10 protein-coding genes, 1 tRNA gene and 3 rRNA genes are annotated in these 16,088 nt (G+C 54.6%); 9 read left to right on the top strand and 5 right to left on the bottom strand.

Going from position 1 to position 16,088, the window contains the following annotated elements; genetic code table 11:
- The first annotated feature begins 15 nt into the window (after positions 1 to 15).
- Positions 16 to 999, top strand: coding sequence for a ribose operon transcriptional repressor RbsR (gene rbsR / locus AFK66_RS19175; protein WP_032983150.1), 984 nt, complete (start codon positions 16 to 18; stop codon positions 997 to 999).
- Here the strand turns inward: rbsR and mdtD are convergent.
- Positions 996 to 2,390 carry a multidrug transporter subunit MdtD gene (gene mdtD, locus AFK66_RS19170; RefSeq protein ID WP_004386192.1) on the bottom strand — a complete coding sequence of 465 codons (1,395 nt, stop codon included), beginning with the start codon at positions 2,388 to 2,390 and terminating at the stop codon, positions 996 to 998. The genes rbsR and mdtD overlap by 4 nt on opposite strands.
- 13 nt (positions 2,391 to 2,403) lie before the next feature.
- Complete coding sequence (locus AFK66_RS19165) at positions 2,404 to 3,105, bottom strand: FadR/GntR family transcriptional regulator (protein ID WP_007779621.1); 702 nt, start codon at positions 3,103 to 3,105, stop codon at positions 2,404 to 2,406.
- Between the two features lie 466 nt (positions 3,106 to 3,571).
- Between AFK66_RS19165 and AFK66_RS19160 the strand changes: the two genes are divergently transcribed.
- From AFK66_RS19160 to rrf, 4 genes are all read left to right on the top strand, one after another.
- Positions 3,572 to 5,113: ribosomal RNA gene (locus tag AFK66_RS19160) — 16S ribosomal RNA — on the top strand.
- A 79-nt stretch (positions 5,114 to 5,192) separates the two neighbouring features.
- Positions 5,193 to 5,268, top strand: a tRNA-Glu gene (locus AFK66_RS19155).
- A gap of 201 nt (positions 5,269 to 5,469) precedes the next feature.
- Positions 5,470 to 8,371 (top strand): 23S ribosomal RNA (locus tag AFK66_RS19150).
- A 93-nt stretch (positions 8,372 to 8,464) separates the two neighbouring features.
- Positions 8,465 to 8,580 (top strand): 5S ribosomal RNA (rrf, locus tag AFK66_RS19145).
- The 16S, 23S and 5S rRNA genes sit together here with 1 tRNA gene alongside, the layout of an rRNA operon.
- A 132-nt stretch (positions 8,581 to 8,712) precedes the next feature.
- Here the strand turns inward: rrf and mobB are convergent.
- Positions 8,713 to 9,228, bottom strand: coding sequence for a molybdopterin-guanine dinucleotide biosynthesis protein MobB (gene mobB, locus AFK66_RS19140; protein ID WP_023899713.1), 516 nt, complete (start codon positions 9,226 to 9,228; stop codon positions 8,713 to 8,715).
- Positions 9,228 to 9,806 (bottom strand): molybdenum cofactor guanylyltransferase MobA, encoded by a 579-nt coding sequence (gene mobA, locus AFK66_RS19135; RefSeq protein ID WP_007779609.1) that lies wholly within the window; start codon positions 9,804 to 9,806, stop codon positions 9,228 to 9,230. The genes mobB and mobA overlap by 1 nt, the downstream gene beginning before the upstream one ends.
- A 66-nt stretch (positions 9,807 to 9,872) precedes the next feature.
- Between mobA and AFK66_RS19130 the strand changes: the two genes are divergently transcribed.
- The 3 genes from AFK66_RS19130 (at position 9,873) to dsbA (ending at position 11,856) form a co-directional block, all read left to right on the top strand.
- Positions 9,873 to 10,142 carry a YihD family protein gene (locus AFK66_RS19130; protein ID WP_004387679.1) on the top strand — a complete coding sequence of 90 codons (270 nt, stop codon included), beginning with the start codon at positions 9,873 to 9,875 and terminating at the stop codon, positions 10,140 to 10,142.
- Positions 10,143 to 10,218: 76 nt separating this feature from the next.
- Entirely contained in the window at positions 10,219 to 11,205 is a 987-nt protein-coding gene (locus tag AFK66_RS19125; RefSeq protein ID WP_007779606.1) for a serine/threonine protein kinase, read from the top strand.
- A 27-nt stretch (positions 11,206 to 11,232) separates the two neighbouring features.
- Complete coding sequence (gene dsbA / locus AFK66_RS19120) at positions 11,233 to 11,856, top strand: thiol:disulfide interchange protein DsbA (protein WP_004387681.1); 624 nt, start codon at positions 11,233 to 11,235, stop codon at positions 11,854 to 11,856.
- A 26-nt stretch (positions 11,857 to 11,882) separates the two neighbouring features.
- Here dsbA and AFK66_RS19115 read toward each other — a convergent pair whose 3' ends face one another.
- Positions 11,883 to 12,791 (bottom strand): acyltransferase, encoded by a 909-nt coding sequence (locus AFK66_RS19115; protein ID WP_032980476.1) that lies wholly within the window; start codon positions 12,789 to 12,791, stop codon positions 11,883 to 11,885.
- Positions 12,792 to 13,220: 429 nt separating this feature from the next.
- On the opposite strand from AFK66_RS19115, the gene polA reads away from it, so the two are divergent.
- Positions 13,221 to 16,004: a DNA polymerase I gene (gene polA / locus AFK66_RS19110; RefSeq protein ID WP_023899709.1), complete on the top strand. Its 2,784-nt coding sequence runs from the start codon at positions 13,221 to 13,223 to the stop codon at positions 16,002 to 16,004.
- Positions 16,005 to 16,088: the final 84 nt, after the last annotated feature.

The raw sequence follows: 16,088 nt of genomic DNA, 5'->3' as shown, positions 1-16,088 counted from the left end.
GCCATCGTGGCGACAATGAAAGATGTCGCCCGCCTTGCGGGTGTCTCCACTTCCACCGTCTCGCACGTCATTAATAAAGACCGCTTCGTCAGCGAGGCGATCCGCCTGCGGGTGGAGGATGCCATCAGAACGTTGAATTACGCGCCGTCAGCGCTGGCGCGCAGCCTGAAGCTCAACCAGACCCGTACCATCGGGATGCTGATCACCGCAAGCTCAAACCCCTTTTTCTCGGAGCTGGTGCGTGGCGTGGAGCGTAGCTGTTTTGAGCGTGGCTATAGCCTGGTGCTGTGTAATACCGACGGCGACGAACAGCGTATGAACCGCAATCTGGAGACGCTGCTGCAAAAACGCGTCGACGGGCTGCTGCTGCTCTGCACCGAAACGCATCAGCCTTCGCCCGCCATTATGAAGCGCTACCCGGCCATCCCTACCGTGATGATGGACTGGTCGCCTTTCGATGGCGGCAGCGACGTAATTCAGGACAATTCGCTTTTGGGCGGCGATATCGCCACGCGATATTTAATCGATAAAGGCTATACGCGTATTGCCTGTGTAACTGGCCCGCTGGATAAAACGCCGGCGCGTCTGCGCCTTGAAGGGTATCGCACCGCTATGCAGCGGGCGGGCCTGCCGGTGGCAGAAGGTTATGAAGTGATCGGCGATTTTGAATTCGCGGGCGGCCTGCGGGCGATGCAGTCGCTGCTGGCGCTGCCCGAGCCGCCGCAGGCGGTATTTATGGGAAATGACGCGATGGCGGTCGGCGCTTACCAGGCGCTTTATCAGGCTGGCCTTCGCATTCCTCAGGATATCGCGCTGGTGGGTTATGACGATATTGAGCTGGCAAGCTATATGACGCCGCCGCTGACCACTATTCATCAGCCCAAAGATGAGCTGGGCGAGCTGGCCATCGATGTGCTGATTCATCGGATGGCGCAGCCGGAGCTTCAGCAGCAGCGTTTGCAGTTAACGCCGGTGCTGACGGTGCGCGGCTCCGCTTAGGCTTTATGGCGATCTTTTATGAGGTTACGGCCATCTTTCGGACGTAACAGCATAAAGACCAGCGATGACACCACCGTAATCACGCCCATCGTAATAAAGGTGTAGTGGAATTGCTCAACGGTGTTGGCATTATCGAACCCTTCATAGAAGCGCAGCACCGCGGCGCTGACCGCCACCCCAAGACTTATCGATAACTGCTGCGTCACGGCCAGCATACTATTGCCGCCGCTGGCGCTTTCATCCGTGAGATCCGCAAGCGTAATGGTATTCATCGCGGTGAACTGCGTGGACATCGCAAGCCCCAGCACAAACAGCGGCAGGATCAGCAGCCAGACCTGGTTATCCGGCGATTGCAATGAGAACTGCGCAATCATCAGCCCGATAAACAGCGTGATGCCGACCAGCGTTTTTCGGTAGCCAAACCAGCGCAGTACCTGCGTCACGCCAGATTTCGCGATAATCGACCCGACCGCCGTGGGCGCCATCATGCAACCCGCGATAAAGGCCGGATAACCAAAGCCTACCTGAAGCATCAGCGGCATGAGGAACGGTACGCAGCCGGTACCGAGACGGGAAGCGATATTCCCGGCGATGCCAACGGAAAAGGTGCGTGTTCTGAACAGAGACAGCGAAATCAGCGGCGCGCTGTGTCGGCGGGCGTGCCAGATATAAGCCATCATCAGCAATAACCCACCGGCAATAACGGCAATCGCCATCCACGTCGAGACGATACGCTCGCCAAACAGCTCCATGCCGCTTGAGAACAGCACCAGGCTCAGGCCAAACAGAAAGAAGCCCGGCATATCAAAGCGGCGGCGCGGCGTGGTGAAGTTCGGCATATATTTGCGCGCGTAAAACAGGCCCGCGACGCCAATCGGAATATTAATCAGGAAAATCCAGTGCCAGCTCGCCCAGGTAACCAGCACGCCGCCGAGCAGCGGCCCGAGAATGGGGCCGACCAGGCCTGGCATCGTCACGAAATTTAGCACCGGCAGAAGTTCGCTGCGCGGGTAGGCGCGCAGAAGCGCAAGACGCGCGACCGGCATCATCATGGCCCCGCCGATACCCTGTACAATACGGAAGATAACCAGCTCACTCAGCGAGCCGGACATGGCGCAGGCGAGCGAACCCAGCGTGAACAGGGAGACGGCGGTCATAAAGACGCGGCGGGTACCGAAGCGGTCGGCCAGCCAGCCGCTGACGGGGATTAACATCGCCACCGTCAGGGTGTAGCTGATAATCGCGGACTGCATTGCTAGCGGCGAGCGGTTAAGGCTTTGAGCGATAGCCGGCAGGGCGGTGTTGAGAATGGTGGCATCCAGTGCCTGCATAAAAAAGGCCATTGCCGCTATCCACGGCAGGCCCGCCATACTGCGCGCTTTTTTAGTCATGCGGATCCTGTTGTTATATTTTCTGCGATGCGGTCGCCTGCAAAAGCGCCTGACAGGCGCGATACGCCTCTTCGCTTTGGGACGAGAGAATGGCGTCCGCAATCGCCTGATGAATGTCAGGCTTGATAACCTGGTTGTGTGTTATCGACGTGAAATAATTGTAATAGATGGAGCGGAACAGGCTCGCGAAAGCGGTCATAAAGGGATTGCCGCTCATGGCATAGATCTGCTCATGATAGGCCATATCGGTTTCTATCCAGCGTTCGCGGTTAAAAGAGACCTGGAGCGCGGCCATCTCATCCAGGGTTTTCCTGAAGCGCTGCTTTTGTTCTTCAGTACCGTTTAGCGCGGCCAGCGCGCAGGCCTGAGGTTCAAGGCTGTGACGCATCACCAGAAAGTGATTAACCACTGTGGTGAAGGTTTCGATGCCCATCCACCAGGTCAGTAGTTCTTTATCGAGGAAGTTCCACTGGCTTTGAGGCAGCACGCGCGTACCAATACGCGGGCGCGGTAAGACCAGCCCTTTGGCCGTCAGCGTCTTAACGGCTTCTCTTACCGCCGTGCGGCTCACGCCGAACTGTTCGCCCAGCTCCATCTCGCCAGGTAAAATCTCGCCTGGCTTGAACTCTCCTTTAAGGATGCGTTGCGCCAGCTTCTCGGCCAGGACATAAGAAAGGTTCTTTTGAGCGGCCTGTTGATGAGCCAGTAACGACATAATGGCAATTCCTTAAGCTGTACTTCGCGCAGTAGTATGCCACTGCAGGGCATGATCTGATGTAAAAAACGGCAAATAACAGGCTATATGGCGGTTTTGCGTGATAAATGGTGAAAAAAAGCGCGCTTAGAAAGTTTTTTTAAATTTCCTCTTGTCAGATTCTGATTACTCCCTATAATGCGCCTCCACTGACACGGCACAACGGCAAACGAGCCGGCCCGTCAGGCAGACGAAAGCGAAAATAAACGCTTGACTCTGAAAGAGGAAAGCGTAATATACGCCACCTCGCGACAGCAGGCTGAAGGCCGCGTCGCACTGCTCTTTAACAATTTATCAGACAATCTGTGTGGGCACTCGGGGCACTGATATCTTAACGTCTACGGACGATAAACGAATATCAAGTCTCAAGTGAACAACAGTTAATTCATTACGAACTAACAGTTTAATTCTTTGAGCATCAGACTTTTAATTGAAGAGTTTGATCATGGCTCAGATTGAACGCTGGCGGCAGGCCTAACACATGCAAGTCGAACGGTAACAGGGAGCAGCTTGCTGCTCTGCTGACGAGTGGCGGACGGGTGAGTAATGTCTGGGAAACTGCCTGATGGAGGGGGATAACTACTGGAAACGGTAGCTAATACCGCATAACGTCTTCGGACCAAAGTGGGGGACCTTCGGGCCTCATGCCATCAGATGTGCCCAGATGGGATTAGCTAGTAGGTGGGGTAACGGCTCACCTAGGCGACGATCCCTAGCTGGTCTGAGAGGATGACCAGCCACACTGGAACTGAGACACGGTCCAGACTCCTACGGGAGGCAGCAGTGGGGAATATTGCACAATGGGCGCAAGCCTGATGCAGCCATGCCGCGTGTATGAAGAAGGCCTTCGGGTTGTAAAGTACTTTCAGCGGGGAGGAAGGCGTTGTGGTTAATAACCACAGCGATTGACGTTACCCGCAGAAGAAGCACCGGCTAACTCCGTGCCAGCAGCCGCGGTAATACGGAGGGTGCAAGCGTTAATCGGAATTACTGGGCGTAAAGCGCACGCAGGCGGTTGATTAAGTCAGATGTGAAATCCCCGGGCTCAACCTGGGAACTGCATTTGAAACTGGTCAGCTTGAGTCTCGTAGAGGGGGGTAGAATTCCAGGTGTAGCGGTGAAATGCGTAGAGATCTGGAGGAATACCGGTGGCGAAGGCGGCCCCCTGGACGAAGACTGACGCTCAGGTGCGAAAGCGTGGGGAGCAAACAGGATTAGATACCCTGGTAGTCCACGCCGTAAACGATGTCGACTTGGAGGTTGTGCCCTTGAGGCGTGGCTTCCGGAGCTAACGCGTTAAGTCGACCGCCTGGGGAGTACGGCCGCAAGGTTAAAACTCAAATGAATTGACGGGGGCCCGCACAAGCGGTGGAGCATGTGGTTTAATTCGATGCAACGCGAAGAACCTTACCTGGTCTTGACATCCAGAGAATCCTGCAGAGATGCGGGAGTGCCTTCGGGAACTCTGAGACAGGTGCTGCATGGCTGTCGTCAGCTCGTGTTGTGAAATGTTGGGTTAAGTCCCGCAACGAGCGCAACCCTTATCCTTTGTTGCCAGCGGTTCGGCCGGGAACTCAAAGGAGACTGCCGGTGATAAACCGGAGGAAGGTGGGGATGACGTCAAGTCATCATGGCCCTTACGACCAGGGCTACACACGTGCTACAATGGCGCATACAAAGAGAAGCGACCTCGCGAGAGCAAGCGGACCTCATAAAGTGCGTCGTAGTCCGGATTGGAGTCTGCAACTCGACTCCATGAAGTCGGAATCGCTAGTAATCGTGGATCAGAATGCCACGGTGAATACGTTCCCGGGCCTTGTACACACCGCCCGTCACACCATGGGAGTGGGTTGCAAAAGAAGTAGGTAGCTTAACCTTCGGGAGGGCGCTTACCACTTTGTGATTCATGACTGGGGTGAAGTCGTAACAAGGTAACCGTAGGGGAACCTGCGGTTGGATCACCTCCTTACCTGAAAGATACAACCTCGTAGTGCTCACACAGATTGTCTGATAGAAAGTAAAGAAGCAGGGTTGTCTGCGAAAGCGAAGTCCCTTTCGTCTAGAGGCCCAGGACACCGCCCTTTCACGGCGGTAACAGGGGTTCGAATCCCCTAAGGGACGCCACCTGCTGGTAATGAGTGAAAGGCGTTACCGATTGATATCTCAAAACTGACTGTAAAGTCACGTTTGAGATATTTGCTCTTTAACAATCCGGAACAAGCTGAAAATTGAAACAGACATGCTGTTGCATTCTTCCGTAATCAGGAATGCGCGGTGTGTCAGAGTCTCTCAAACTCGCAGCACGAAGACTTCTTCGGGTTGTGAGGTTAAGCGAACAAGCGTACACGGTGGATGCCCTGGCAGTCAGAGGCGATGAAGGACGTGCTAATCTGCGAAAAGCGCCGGTAAGGTGATATGAACCGTTATAACCGGCGATGTCCGAATGGGGAAACCCGGTGCACTTCGGTGCATCATCGTTAGCTGAATACATAGGCTAACGAAGCGAACCGGGGGAACTGAAACATCTAAGTACCCCGAGGAAAAGAAATCAACCGAGATTCCCCCAGTAGCGGCGAGCGAACGGGGAACAGCCCAGAGCCTGAATCAGCTTGTGTGTCAGTGGAACGGTCTGGAAAGGCCGGCGATACAGGGTGACAGCCCCGTACACGAAGGCACACAGGCTGTGAGCTCGATGAGTAGGGCGGGACACGTGATATCCTGTCTGAAGATGGGGGGACCATCCTCCAAGGCTAAATACTCCTGACTGACCGATAGTGAACCAGTACCGTGAGGGAAAGGCGAAAAGAACCCCGGCGAGGGGAGTGAAACAGAACCTGAAACCGTGTACGTACAAGCAGTGGGAGCCTTCGTAAGAGGGTGACTGCGTACCTTTTGTATAATGGGTCAGCGACTTATATTCTGTAGCAAGGTTAACCGTATAGGGGAGCCGAAGGGAAACCGAGTCTTAATTGGGCGTTAAGTTGCAGGGTATAGACCCGAAACCCGGTGATCTAGCCATGGGCAGGTTGAAGGTTGGGTAACACTAACTGGAGGACCGAACCGACTAATGTTGAAAAATTAGCGGATGACCTGTGGCTGGGGGTGAAAGGCCAATCAAACCGGGAGATAGCTGGTTCTCCCCGAAAGCTATTTAGGTAGCGCCTCGTGAACTCATCTCCGGGGGTAGAGCACTGTTTCGGCTAGGGGGCCATCCCGGCTTACCAACCCGATGCAAACTGCGAATACCGGAGAATGTTATCACGGGAGACACACGGCGGGTGCTAACGTCCGTCGTGAAGAGGGAAACAACCCAGACCGCCAGCTAAGGTCCCAAAGTCATGGTTAAGTGGGAAACGATGTGGGAAGGCCCAGACAGCCAGGATGTTGGCTTAGAAGCAGCCATCATTTAAAGAAAGCGTAATAGCTCACTGGTCGAGTCGGCCTGCGCGGAAGATGTAACGGGGCTAAACCATGCACCGAAGCTGCGGCAGCGACACTATGTGTTGTTGGGTAGGGGAGCGTTCTGTAAGCCTGCGAAGGTGTGCTGTGAGGCATGCTGGAGGTATCAGAAGTGCGAATGCTGACATAAGTAACGATAAAGCGGGTGAAAAGCCCGCTCGCCGGAAGACCAAGGGTTCCTGTCCAACGTTAATCGGGGCAGGGTGAGTCGACCCCTAAGGCGAGGCCGAAAGGCGTAGTCGATGGGAAACAGGTTAATATTCCTGTACTTGGTGTTACTGCGAAGGGGGGACGGAGAAGGCTATGTCAGCCGGGCGACGGTCGTCCCGGTTTAAGCGTGTAGGCTGACTTTCCAGGCAAATCCGGAAAGTTAAGGCTGAGGCGTGATGACGAGGCACCACGGTGCTGAAGTGACAAATGCCCTGCTTCCAGGAAAAGCCTCTAAGCATCAGGTAACATCAAATCGTACCCCAAACCGACACAGGTGGTCAGGTAGAGAATACCAAGGCGCTTGAGAGAACTCGGGTGAAGGAACTAGGCAAAATGGTGCCGTAACTTCGGGAGAAGGCACGCTGACATGTAGGTGAAGCCCCTGCGGGTGGAGCTGAAGTCAGTCGAAGATACCAGCTGGCTGCAACTGTTTATTAAAAACACAGCACTGTGCAAACACGAAAGTGGACGTATACGGTGTGACGCCTGCCCGGTGCCGGAAGGTTAATTGATGGGGTTATCGCAAGAGAAGCTCCTGATCGAAGCCCCGGTAAACGGCGGCCGTAACTATAACGGTCCTAAGGTAGCGAAATTCCTTGTCGGGTAAGTTCCGACCTGCACGAATGGCGTAATGATGGCCAGGCTGTCTCCACCCGAGACTCAGTGAAATTGAACTCGCTGTGAAGATGCAGTGTACCCGCGGCAAGACGGAAAGACCCCGTGAACCTTTACTACAGCTTGACACTGAACATTGAGCCTTGATGTGTAGGATAGGTGGGAGGCTTTGAAGCGTGGACGCCAGTCTGCGTGGAGCCAACCTTGAAATACCACCCTTTAATGTTTGATGTTCTAACCTGGCGCCGTGATCCGGCGTGGGGACAGTGTCTGGTGGGTAGTTTGACTGGGGCGGTCTCCTCCCAAAGTGTAACGGAGGAGCACGAAGGTCAGCTAATCCTGGTCGGACATCAGGAGGTTAGTGCAATGGCATAAGCTGGCTTGACTGCGAGAGTGACGGCTCGAGCAGGTGCGAAAGCAGGTCATAGTGATCCGGTGGTTCTGTATGGAAGGGCCATCGCTCAACGGATAAAAGGTACTCCGGGGATAACAGGCTGATACCGCCCAAGAGTTCATATCGACGGCGGTGTTTGGCACCTCGATGTCGGCTCATCACATCCTGGGGCTGAAGTAGGTCCCAAGGGTATGGCTGTTCGCCATTTAAAGTGGTACGCGAGCTGGGTTTAGAACGTCGTGAGACAGTTCGGTCCCTATCTGCCGTGGGCGCTGGAGAATTGAGGGGGGCTGCTCCCAGTACGAGAGGACCGGAGTGGACGCATCACTGGTGTTCGGGTTGTCATGCCAATGGCACTGCCCGGTAGCTAAATGCGGAAGAGATAAGTGCTGAAAGCATCTAAGCACGAAACTTGCCCCGAGATGAGTTCTCCCTGAGACTGTAAGTCTCCTGAAGGAACGTTGAAGACGACGACGTTGATAGGCCGGGTGTGTAAGCGCAGCGATGCGTTGAGCTAACCGGTACTAATGAACCGTGAGGCTTAACCTTACAACGCCAAAGAAGTCTGGCGTGTTGAGAGATGATATTCAGCTTGTGACGGATAAACGTTCATGGCGAAGGCGGTGAACGAGACAGAATTTGCCTGGCGGCTGTAGCGCGGTGGTCCCACCTGACCCCATGCCGAACTCAGAAGTGAAACGCCGTAACGCCGATGGTAGTGTGGGGTCTCCCCATGCGAGAGTAGGGAACTGCCAGGCATCAAATAAAAGAACCCCTCAGCACCGCTGAGGGGTTTTTGCTTTTGCGCGTGACACAAAAAAAAGCGCCAGCGGGCAGCATGTTCGCGTCTTTTTATACCCCTCACCCCATGCATGCCCGCACTGACCCCCTTAAAAGCGCTGCGCCGCCAGCCACTCAGCGATAAACGCTGCCACCAGCGCGGGCTCGTTGATATCCAGTACCGGTAATGCCACGCCCGGTAACCGGATATCGCTGGCCACGGCAATCACGTGGTTGTCCGGCGTTAACTCTGCGACGTCCCGCCCGGCTGCTTCCCGGAACAGCATGATTTTCGGGATCGGCTCGTGTTTAAACCCTTCAACCAGAATAAGATCCAGCTGCGAGCTGTCCATCCTGCTCGCCAGATAATGCAGGTCCGGCTCAAGCTCTTCCGGCGTTTCTGTCATTAGCGCCCAGCGTTTCGCGCTGGCAACCAGCGTCTGCGCCGCGCCCGCCTTACGAAGCTCATAGCTGTCTTTGCCCGGCGTATCCACGTCCATATCGTGGTGAGTATGCTTAATGAGGCCTGGGCGGATGCCCCGCTCACGCAACAGCGGAATCAGCGCTTTAAGCAGTGTCGTTTTTCCCGTACCACTCCACGCGGCAATACCCAGTAAAGGAACCATTATTCCTCCTGCCAACGTTCAAGCTCGGCCAGCGTATTCACATTGGCAAAGTCATCTTTATTCGCAAACGCTACGCTACAGCCATTAACCTCACGCAGGAAAACCATCACGCGGCGCTCTCCGCGTGCGAGGTAATCAGCCAGAGGTGCTTTAAGAGAATGATGCATCAGTGCAATCGCAGGGTGATCGCGCTCACCATCGTTAACCCATACGGCTGAGCGCGCGTCTTTCTCGTCCCACAGACGTTGCGCGAGATCGGCAGGGATATGCGGCGTGTCGCACGGGCAAAAGAGATACCACTCGCTGTGAAGCTGCTGCATGACAGAAAGCATCCCCGCGAGCGGCCCCGGAAAATCCGGGAGAGTATCCGTGATGACCGGATAACCGCTGGCGCGATAAGCCTCCAGATCCCGGTTGGCGCTCACGGCAACGTGCGCGACCTGCGCCGTCAGGCGCTCCGCCACATGTTTCCACAGCGCTTTGCCATTGAGCACCATCAACCCTTTATTCAGCCCGCCCATTCGCGTCGCCCTGCCTCCCGCCAGCACCACGCCGGTAATCGCGCTAAGCTTATCCAAGAATATCACCTCTTTTCATACGGTTTTGTCCCTGCTAACGTGTCAGCCAGATAAAAGGAGACCATGATGAAATGCAAACGTCTTAATGAAGTTATCGAACTGCTGCAACCAGCCTGGGAAAAAGAGCCCGATCTCAACCTGCTGGAGTTCCTGCAAAAGCTGGCTGCTGAATCCGGTTTTACCGGTGAACTGGCCGATCTTACCGATGATATCCTCATTTATCAGTTAAAAATGCGTGATGCCGATAAAGACGCGGTGATCCCGGGCATTCAGAAAGATTATGAAGAAGACTTCAAAACGGCGCTGCTGCGTGCCCGTGGCGTGATAAAAGAGTAAAAGCTTGTAAGAGAGGCTCTCGCTGCGGCTGTGAGATGATATCCTGAAGCATTGCTTGTGTTTTCCGGATATCGGGATGACAGATAACGCTTTTAATTTCCAGACGCTACAGCCAGACACCATTATGGATGCCCTGTTTGAACATGGCATTCGTGTGGATTCTGGCTTAACCGCGCTTAATAGCTTTGAAAACCGCGTTTATCTTTTTCAGGATGAAGATCGTAAGCGTTTTGTTGTGAAGTTTTACCGCCCTCACCGCTGGAGCGCCGAACAGATCCGCGAAGAACATCACTTCGCACTGGAGCTTGAAACTGACGAAGTGCCGGTTGCCGCACCGTTACGTTTGCATGGCGACACGCTGTTAACGCACGATGGCTTTATGTTCGCCGTCTTCCCGGGTCTCGGTGGCCGTCAGTATGAAACGGATAACCTTGACCAGATGGAATGGGTTGGCCGTTATCTTGGCCGTATTCATCAGACCGGTAAACAACGTCTTTTCTCCCATCGCCCCACTATCGGCATCAATGAATATCTGCTCGAGCCGCGCGCGATCTACGAGACCAGCACGCTGATCCCTGCCTCGCTCAAAGCCACGTTTTTGCAGGCCACCGATGCGCTGACGAGTGCCGTCATCGCCCGCTGGCAGCCGGGTTACGATGCCCTGCGTCTGCACGGCGACTGTCATCCAGGCAATATTCTCTGGCGCGACGGCCCGCTGTTTGTCGATCTCGATGACGCTCGCAACGGCCCGGCCATCCAGGATCTCTGGATGCTGCTGAATGGCGATGTCGCAGAACAGCGTATGCAGATGGAAACCATTCTGGAAGCCTATGAAGAGTTCACTACATTCAATATCAAAGAGCTTGAGCTGATAGAGCCGCTGCGCGCGATGCGGCAGGTCTATTATCTGGCCTGGCTTATTCGCCGCTGGGAAGATCCGGCATTTCCACGCAACTTCCCCTGGCTTGTTGAGGAAGATTTCTGGCGCCGTCAGACGGCGACTTTTAACGAGCAAATTCGGGCGCTCAATGAGCCTCCTTTACAACTAACGCCAATGTATTGATCTGTAATATTCAGGAGAGAGTAAATGATGAAAAAGATTTGGCTGGCGCTGGCCGGTATGGTGATGGCATTCAGCGTTTCCGCCGCCGATTATTCTGACGGGAAACAGTACAACACGCTGGAGAAGCCGGTTGCCGGCGCGCCGCAGGTAATGGAGTTCTTCTCCTTCTACTGCCCGCACTGCTACCAGTTTGAAGAAGTGCTGCACGTTTCTGACAGCGTGAAGAAAAAGCTGCCGGCTGGCACCAAAATGACCAAATACCACGTTGAATTCCTGGGCCCGTTGGGTAAAGACCTGACGCAGGCGTGGGCGGTTGCGATGGCGATGGGCATCGAAGATAAAATTACGGCCCCGATGTTTGAAGCGGTGCAGAAAACCCAGACCGTGCAGACCCCTGCTGACATCCGCAAAGTCTTTATCGACGCGGGCGTGAAGCCGGAAGAGTATGACGCCGCCTGGAACAGCTTCGTGGTGAAATCGCTCGTCGCGCAGCAGGAAAAAGCGGCGGCCGATGTTGGCCTGCAGGGCGTACCTGCCATGTACGTTAACGGCAAATACCAGCTGAACCCGCAGGGCATGGATACCAGCAATATGGACGTCTTCGTCCAGCAATATGCGGATACCGTTAACTACTTGCTCGGTAAAAAATAATCGAATGCGTTAAACGAAAAAGCCGGTCACTGACCGGCTTTTTTATATTGCTGATAAATGGCCTCAAGCCTGGCGTCTTTCTCGCTCCACAGCCCGTTCAGCCACTGCTGGAAACCACGTTTAAAGTTTTTATCGTTAAGGTAATCACCGTGCAGCGACGCCTCGACCGGTAATAAATCGATCTGCACCACAATACGCGTTAACTTACCGGTGAGCATATCGTAAAACGGCGCTCGGCTATTTTCCGGGTAGCAGAGCGTCACATTCAGCATCTTATCAAACTGCTTTCCCAGTACATTCAATGCCATTGCAATACCTGCCGCTTTTGGCGGAAGTAAATGCCGGAACGGTGAACGCAACTGGCGCTGTTTTTCTACGGTGAACCGAGAGCCTTCGACGAAATTCACGATGGTCGTCGGATGATGACGAAACTTTTCACAGGAACGACGCGTCGTTTCCACATCTTTGCCGCGTCGTTCCGGATGACGCAGCAAATAGCTGCGGGAATAGCGGCGCATAAACGGCATATCCAGCGCCCAGCAGGCGAGCCCAATAAAAGGCACCCATGCAAGTTGCTGTTTCAGAAAATATTTATTCATCGGAATATGCTTACGAAACAGCACGCACAGCACCACAATATCTGCCCAGCTATGGTGATTGCAGATAAGTAAATACCAGCTCTTTTTATTTAGTCCCTGGAGTCCCTGTACTTCCCATTTAAGATGCGGATTCAGATGCAGCAGCAATGCCAGCCCCTCACACCAACAATACATCATAAAATTGCAGAAGCGGGAAACCGTGCGCCATACCGCCGGTACAGGCAACACCAGTTTAATTATTCCGGCAAGGATAATCGGCACGGAGCATAAAATAGTCACCAGAATAGTGAGTACGATGCTGAGCATAAGCGTCAGCGTAGCGAGTAATCTCGACATAATAATTTTCAGGCGGTTAGATAAAATGCCAGCGACGGCAGAGGGCGCAGATTCTAACAGAAAACATTCCGACGTAATGAGCCGAAACGTAACGTGCGATGAATAACCGCCTGGTTTTAAGCGTGGCGTAAGCCAGACGGCAAAAGCCATTTTTTATATCCACAATAAAACTTTTCCGCCGAAAAATAATTAGCGACGTCAGGGTTTTTATAAACCACTGATTTTTTAGATGATTTATAGCGCTTCGCTACTTTTTTATCTCGCGTTATTAATAGCTTAGGTTTTTGTGCACAAAGTTATCCACAGCCAGCATTGCGAGCGATCGCGCGGATCGACAAAACTTTCCCTGCGATCGGCCCTTTGGGTTTCATGTTTTGCGCCAGGCTATGGCATCCTTTATCCATAACTTCATTATCAGGCACGGACATTATGGTTCAGATTCCAGAAAATCCCCTTATTCTCGTCGATGGCTCCTCTTACCTGTATCGGGCGTATCACGCGTTTCCGCCGCTCACCAACAGCGCCGGCGAGCCGACAGGCGCGATGTATGGCGTGCTGAATATGCTGCGCAGCCTGATACTGCAGTACCAGCCGACTCACGCGGCCGTGGTGTTCGACGCAAAAGGCAAAACCTTCCGTGATGAACTGTTCGAGCACTACAAATCGCACCGCCCGCCGATGCCTGACGATCTGCGTGCGCAAATAGAGCCACTGCATGCGATGGTTAAAGCGATGGGGCTACCGCTCCTGGCGGTCTCCGGCGTGGAAGCGGACGACGTTATCGGCACGCTCGCCAAAGAAGCCGCCGCGGCGGGCCGCGCGGTGCTTATCAGCACCGGCGATAAAGACATGGCGCAGCTCGTCACGCCAGACGTCACGCTTATCAACACTATGACTAACACTGTGCTGGGGCCCGAAGAAGTGTGCGCGAAGTATGGCGTGCCGCCGGAACTTATCATCGATTTCCTGGCGCTGATGGGCGACTCGTCCGATAACATTCCGGGCGTGCCGGGCGTCGGCGAGAAAACTGCTCAGGCGCTGTTACAGGGGCTTGGCGGTCTGGACGCGCTTTACGCCAACCCGGAGAAAATCGCTGAGCTCTCCTTCCGCGGTGCTAAAACCATGGCGGCGAAGCTTGAGCAGAACAAAGAGGTGGCGTATCTCTCCTATCAGCTGGCGACCATTAAAACCGACGTGGAGCTGGAGCTAAGCCACGACCGTCTGGAAGTGCAGCAGCCGCAGGCTGATGAACTGCTGGCGCTCTTCCGGCAGTACGAATTCAAGCGCTGGACATCCGATCTCGAGGCCGGCAAATGGCTTCAGTCCCGCGGCAAACCCGCCGCGAAGCCGACAGAAACGATTGTCGTCGAAGCCGAGCCGGAAGAAGAGGCCGTCGCGCTTTCTGCGGAGCGCTATGTGACTATCCTTGACGAAGAGACGCTTCAGGCGTGGATCGAGCGCATTAAAAACGCGCCGGTGGTGGCTGTGGATACCGAAACCGACAGCCTCGATAACCTGACGGCCAACCTCGTCGGCATCTCGTTCGCCACCGAGCCTGGTCTTGCGGCGTATATTCCGGTCGCGCATGATTACCTCGACGCGCCGGATCAGCTTCCCCGCGATCGCGTGCTGGAGCTACTGAAACCGCTGCTGGAAGACGAATCGCTGGTGAAAGTGGGCCAGAACCTCAAATTCGACCGCGGCATTTTGCAGAATTACGGCATCGAACTGCGCGGTATCGCTTTCGACACCATGCTGGAATCCTATATTCTGGACAGCGTCTCTGGCCGCCACGATATGGACAGCCTCTCCAGCCGCTGGCTTAAACACACCACCATCACGTTTGAGCAGATCGCCGGCAAAGGCAAAAACCAGCTCACGTTTAACCAGATCGATCTTGAACAGGCCGGGCGCTACGCGGCGGAAGACGCCGACGTGACGCTCCAGCTGCACCTGAAAATGTGGCCGAAACTCCAGCAGCACAAAGGCCCGCTGAATATCTTTGAACATATTGAGATGCCGCTGGTGCCGGTGCTGTCGCGTATCGAGCGCAACGGCGTGAAAATCGATCCGGCGGTGCTGCATGCGCACTCGCAGGAGATTGCCCTTAAGCTCACCGAGCTTGAGCAAAAAGCGCATGAGATCGCGGGCGAGCCGTTCAACCTCTCCTCCACCAAACAGCTGCAAACCATCCTGTTTGAAAAGCAGGGCATCAAGCCGCTGAAGAAAACGCCGGGCGGCGCGCCGTCTACCTCAGAAGAGGTGCTGGAAGAGCTGGCGCTCGACTACCCGCTGCCGAAAGTCATTCTGCAATACCGCGGCCTTGCGAAGCTGAAATCGACTTATACCGATAAACTGCCGCAGATGATTAACCCGAAAACCGGCCGCGTGCATACCTCCTACCATCAGGCGGTTACTGCCACCGGGCGTCTGTCGTCCACCGATCCGAACCTGCAAAACATTCCGGTGCGTAACGACGAAGGCCGCCGTATTCGCCAGGCGTTTATCGCGCCGGAGGATTACGTCATTGTCTCAGCGGACTACTCGCAGATTGAGCTGCGCATCATGGCGCATCTCTCGCGCGATAAAGGGCTGCTCAGCGCGTTTGCGGAAGGTAAAGACATCCACCGCGCGACAGCGGCGGAAGTGTTTGGCCTGCCGCTGGAGAGCGTCTCTAACGAGCAGCGCCGCAGCGCCAAGGCGATCAACTTCGGTCTTATCTACGGCATGAGCGCGTTCGGCCTGTCGCGCCAGCTCAATATCCCGCGTAAAGAGTCGCAGAAGTACATGGATCTTTACTTCGAGCGTTACCCTGGCGTGCTGGAATATATGGAGCGCACCCGTAAGCAGGCGAAAGAACAGGGCTATGTCGAAACGCTGGACGGGCGTCGTCTCTATCTGCCGGATATCAACGCCAGCAACGCGGCGCGGCGCGCAGGCGCTGAACGCGCAGCGATTAACGCCCCGATGCAGGGGACGGCCGCAGACATCATCAAACGCGCTATGATCGCGGTCGATGGCTGGCTACAGAAAGAGCAGCCGCGCGTGAAAATGATCATGCAGGTGCACGATGAACTGGTGTTTGAGGTGCATAAAGATGACGTGGAAGCGGTATCGCAGAAAATCCATGAGCTCATGGAAAATAGCATGCAGCTTGACGTGCCGTTGCTGGTGGAAGTCGGTAGCGGCGTGAACTGGGATGAAGCACACTGATGCCCGAAGGCACGCCGTCGCTTTTGTAACTTAGCAACATAACTAATAGATTTTTGTGATAATCATTAGAAATTGCTATGTAAA

The sequence above is a fragment of the Cronobacter malonaticus LMG 23826 genome, assembly GCF_001277215.2.
Lineage (GTDB): Bacteria > Pseudomonadota > Gammaproteobacteria > Enterobacterales > Enterobacteriaceae > Cronobacter > Cronobacter malonaticus.
Note: the sequence above shows the minus strand (reverse complement) of the source record. Positions and strands in the feature narration are given on the sequence as shown.

What these genes read in the sequence shown, in the direction of transcription:
- AFK66_RS19115 (WP_032980476.1), bottom strand. Translation starts at nt 12,791, where the DNA reads ATGTCGAGATTACTCGCTACGCTGACGCTTATGCTCAGCATCGTACTC.
- mdtD (WP_004386192.1), bottom strand. Translation starts at nt 2,390, where the DNA reads ATGACTAAAAAAGCGCGCAGTATGGCGGGCCTGCCGTGGATAGCGGCA.
- mobB (WP_023899713.1), bottom strand. Translation starts at nt 9,228, where the DNA reads ATGGTTCCTTTACTGGGTATTGCCGCGTGGAGTGGTACGGGAAAAACG.
- AFK66_RS19125 (WP_007779606.1), top strand. Translation starts at nt 10,219, where the DNA reads ATGACAGATAACGCTTTTAATTTCCAGACGCTACAGCCAGACACCATT.
- dsbA (WP_004387681.1), top strand. Translation starts at nt 11,233, where the DNA reads ATGAAAAAGATTTGGCTGGCGCTGGCCGGTATGGTGATGGCATTCAGC.
- rbsR (WP_032983150.1), top strand. Translation starts at nt 16, where the DNA reads ATGAAAGATGTCGCCCGCCTTGCGGGTGTCTCCACTTCCACCGTCTCG.
- AFK66_RS19165 (WP_007779621.1), bottom strand. Translation starts at nt 3,105, where the DNA reads ATGTCGTTACTGGCTCATCAACAGGCCGCTCAAAAGAACCTTTCTTAT.
- polA (WP_023899709.1), top strand. Translation starts at nt 13,221, where the DNA reads ATGGTTCAGATTCCAGAAAATCCCCTTATTCTCGTCGATGGCTCCTCT.
- AFK66_RS19130 (WP_004387679.1), top strand. Translation starts at nt 9,873, where the DNA reads ATGAAATGCAAACGTCTTAATGAAGTTATCGAACTGCTGCAACCAGCC.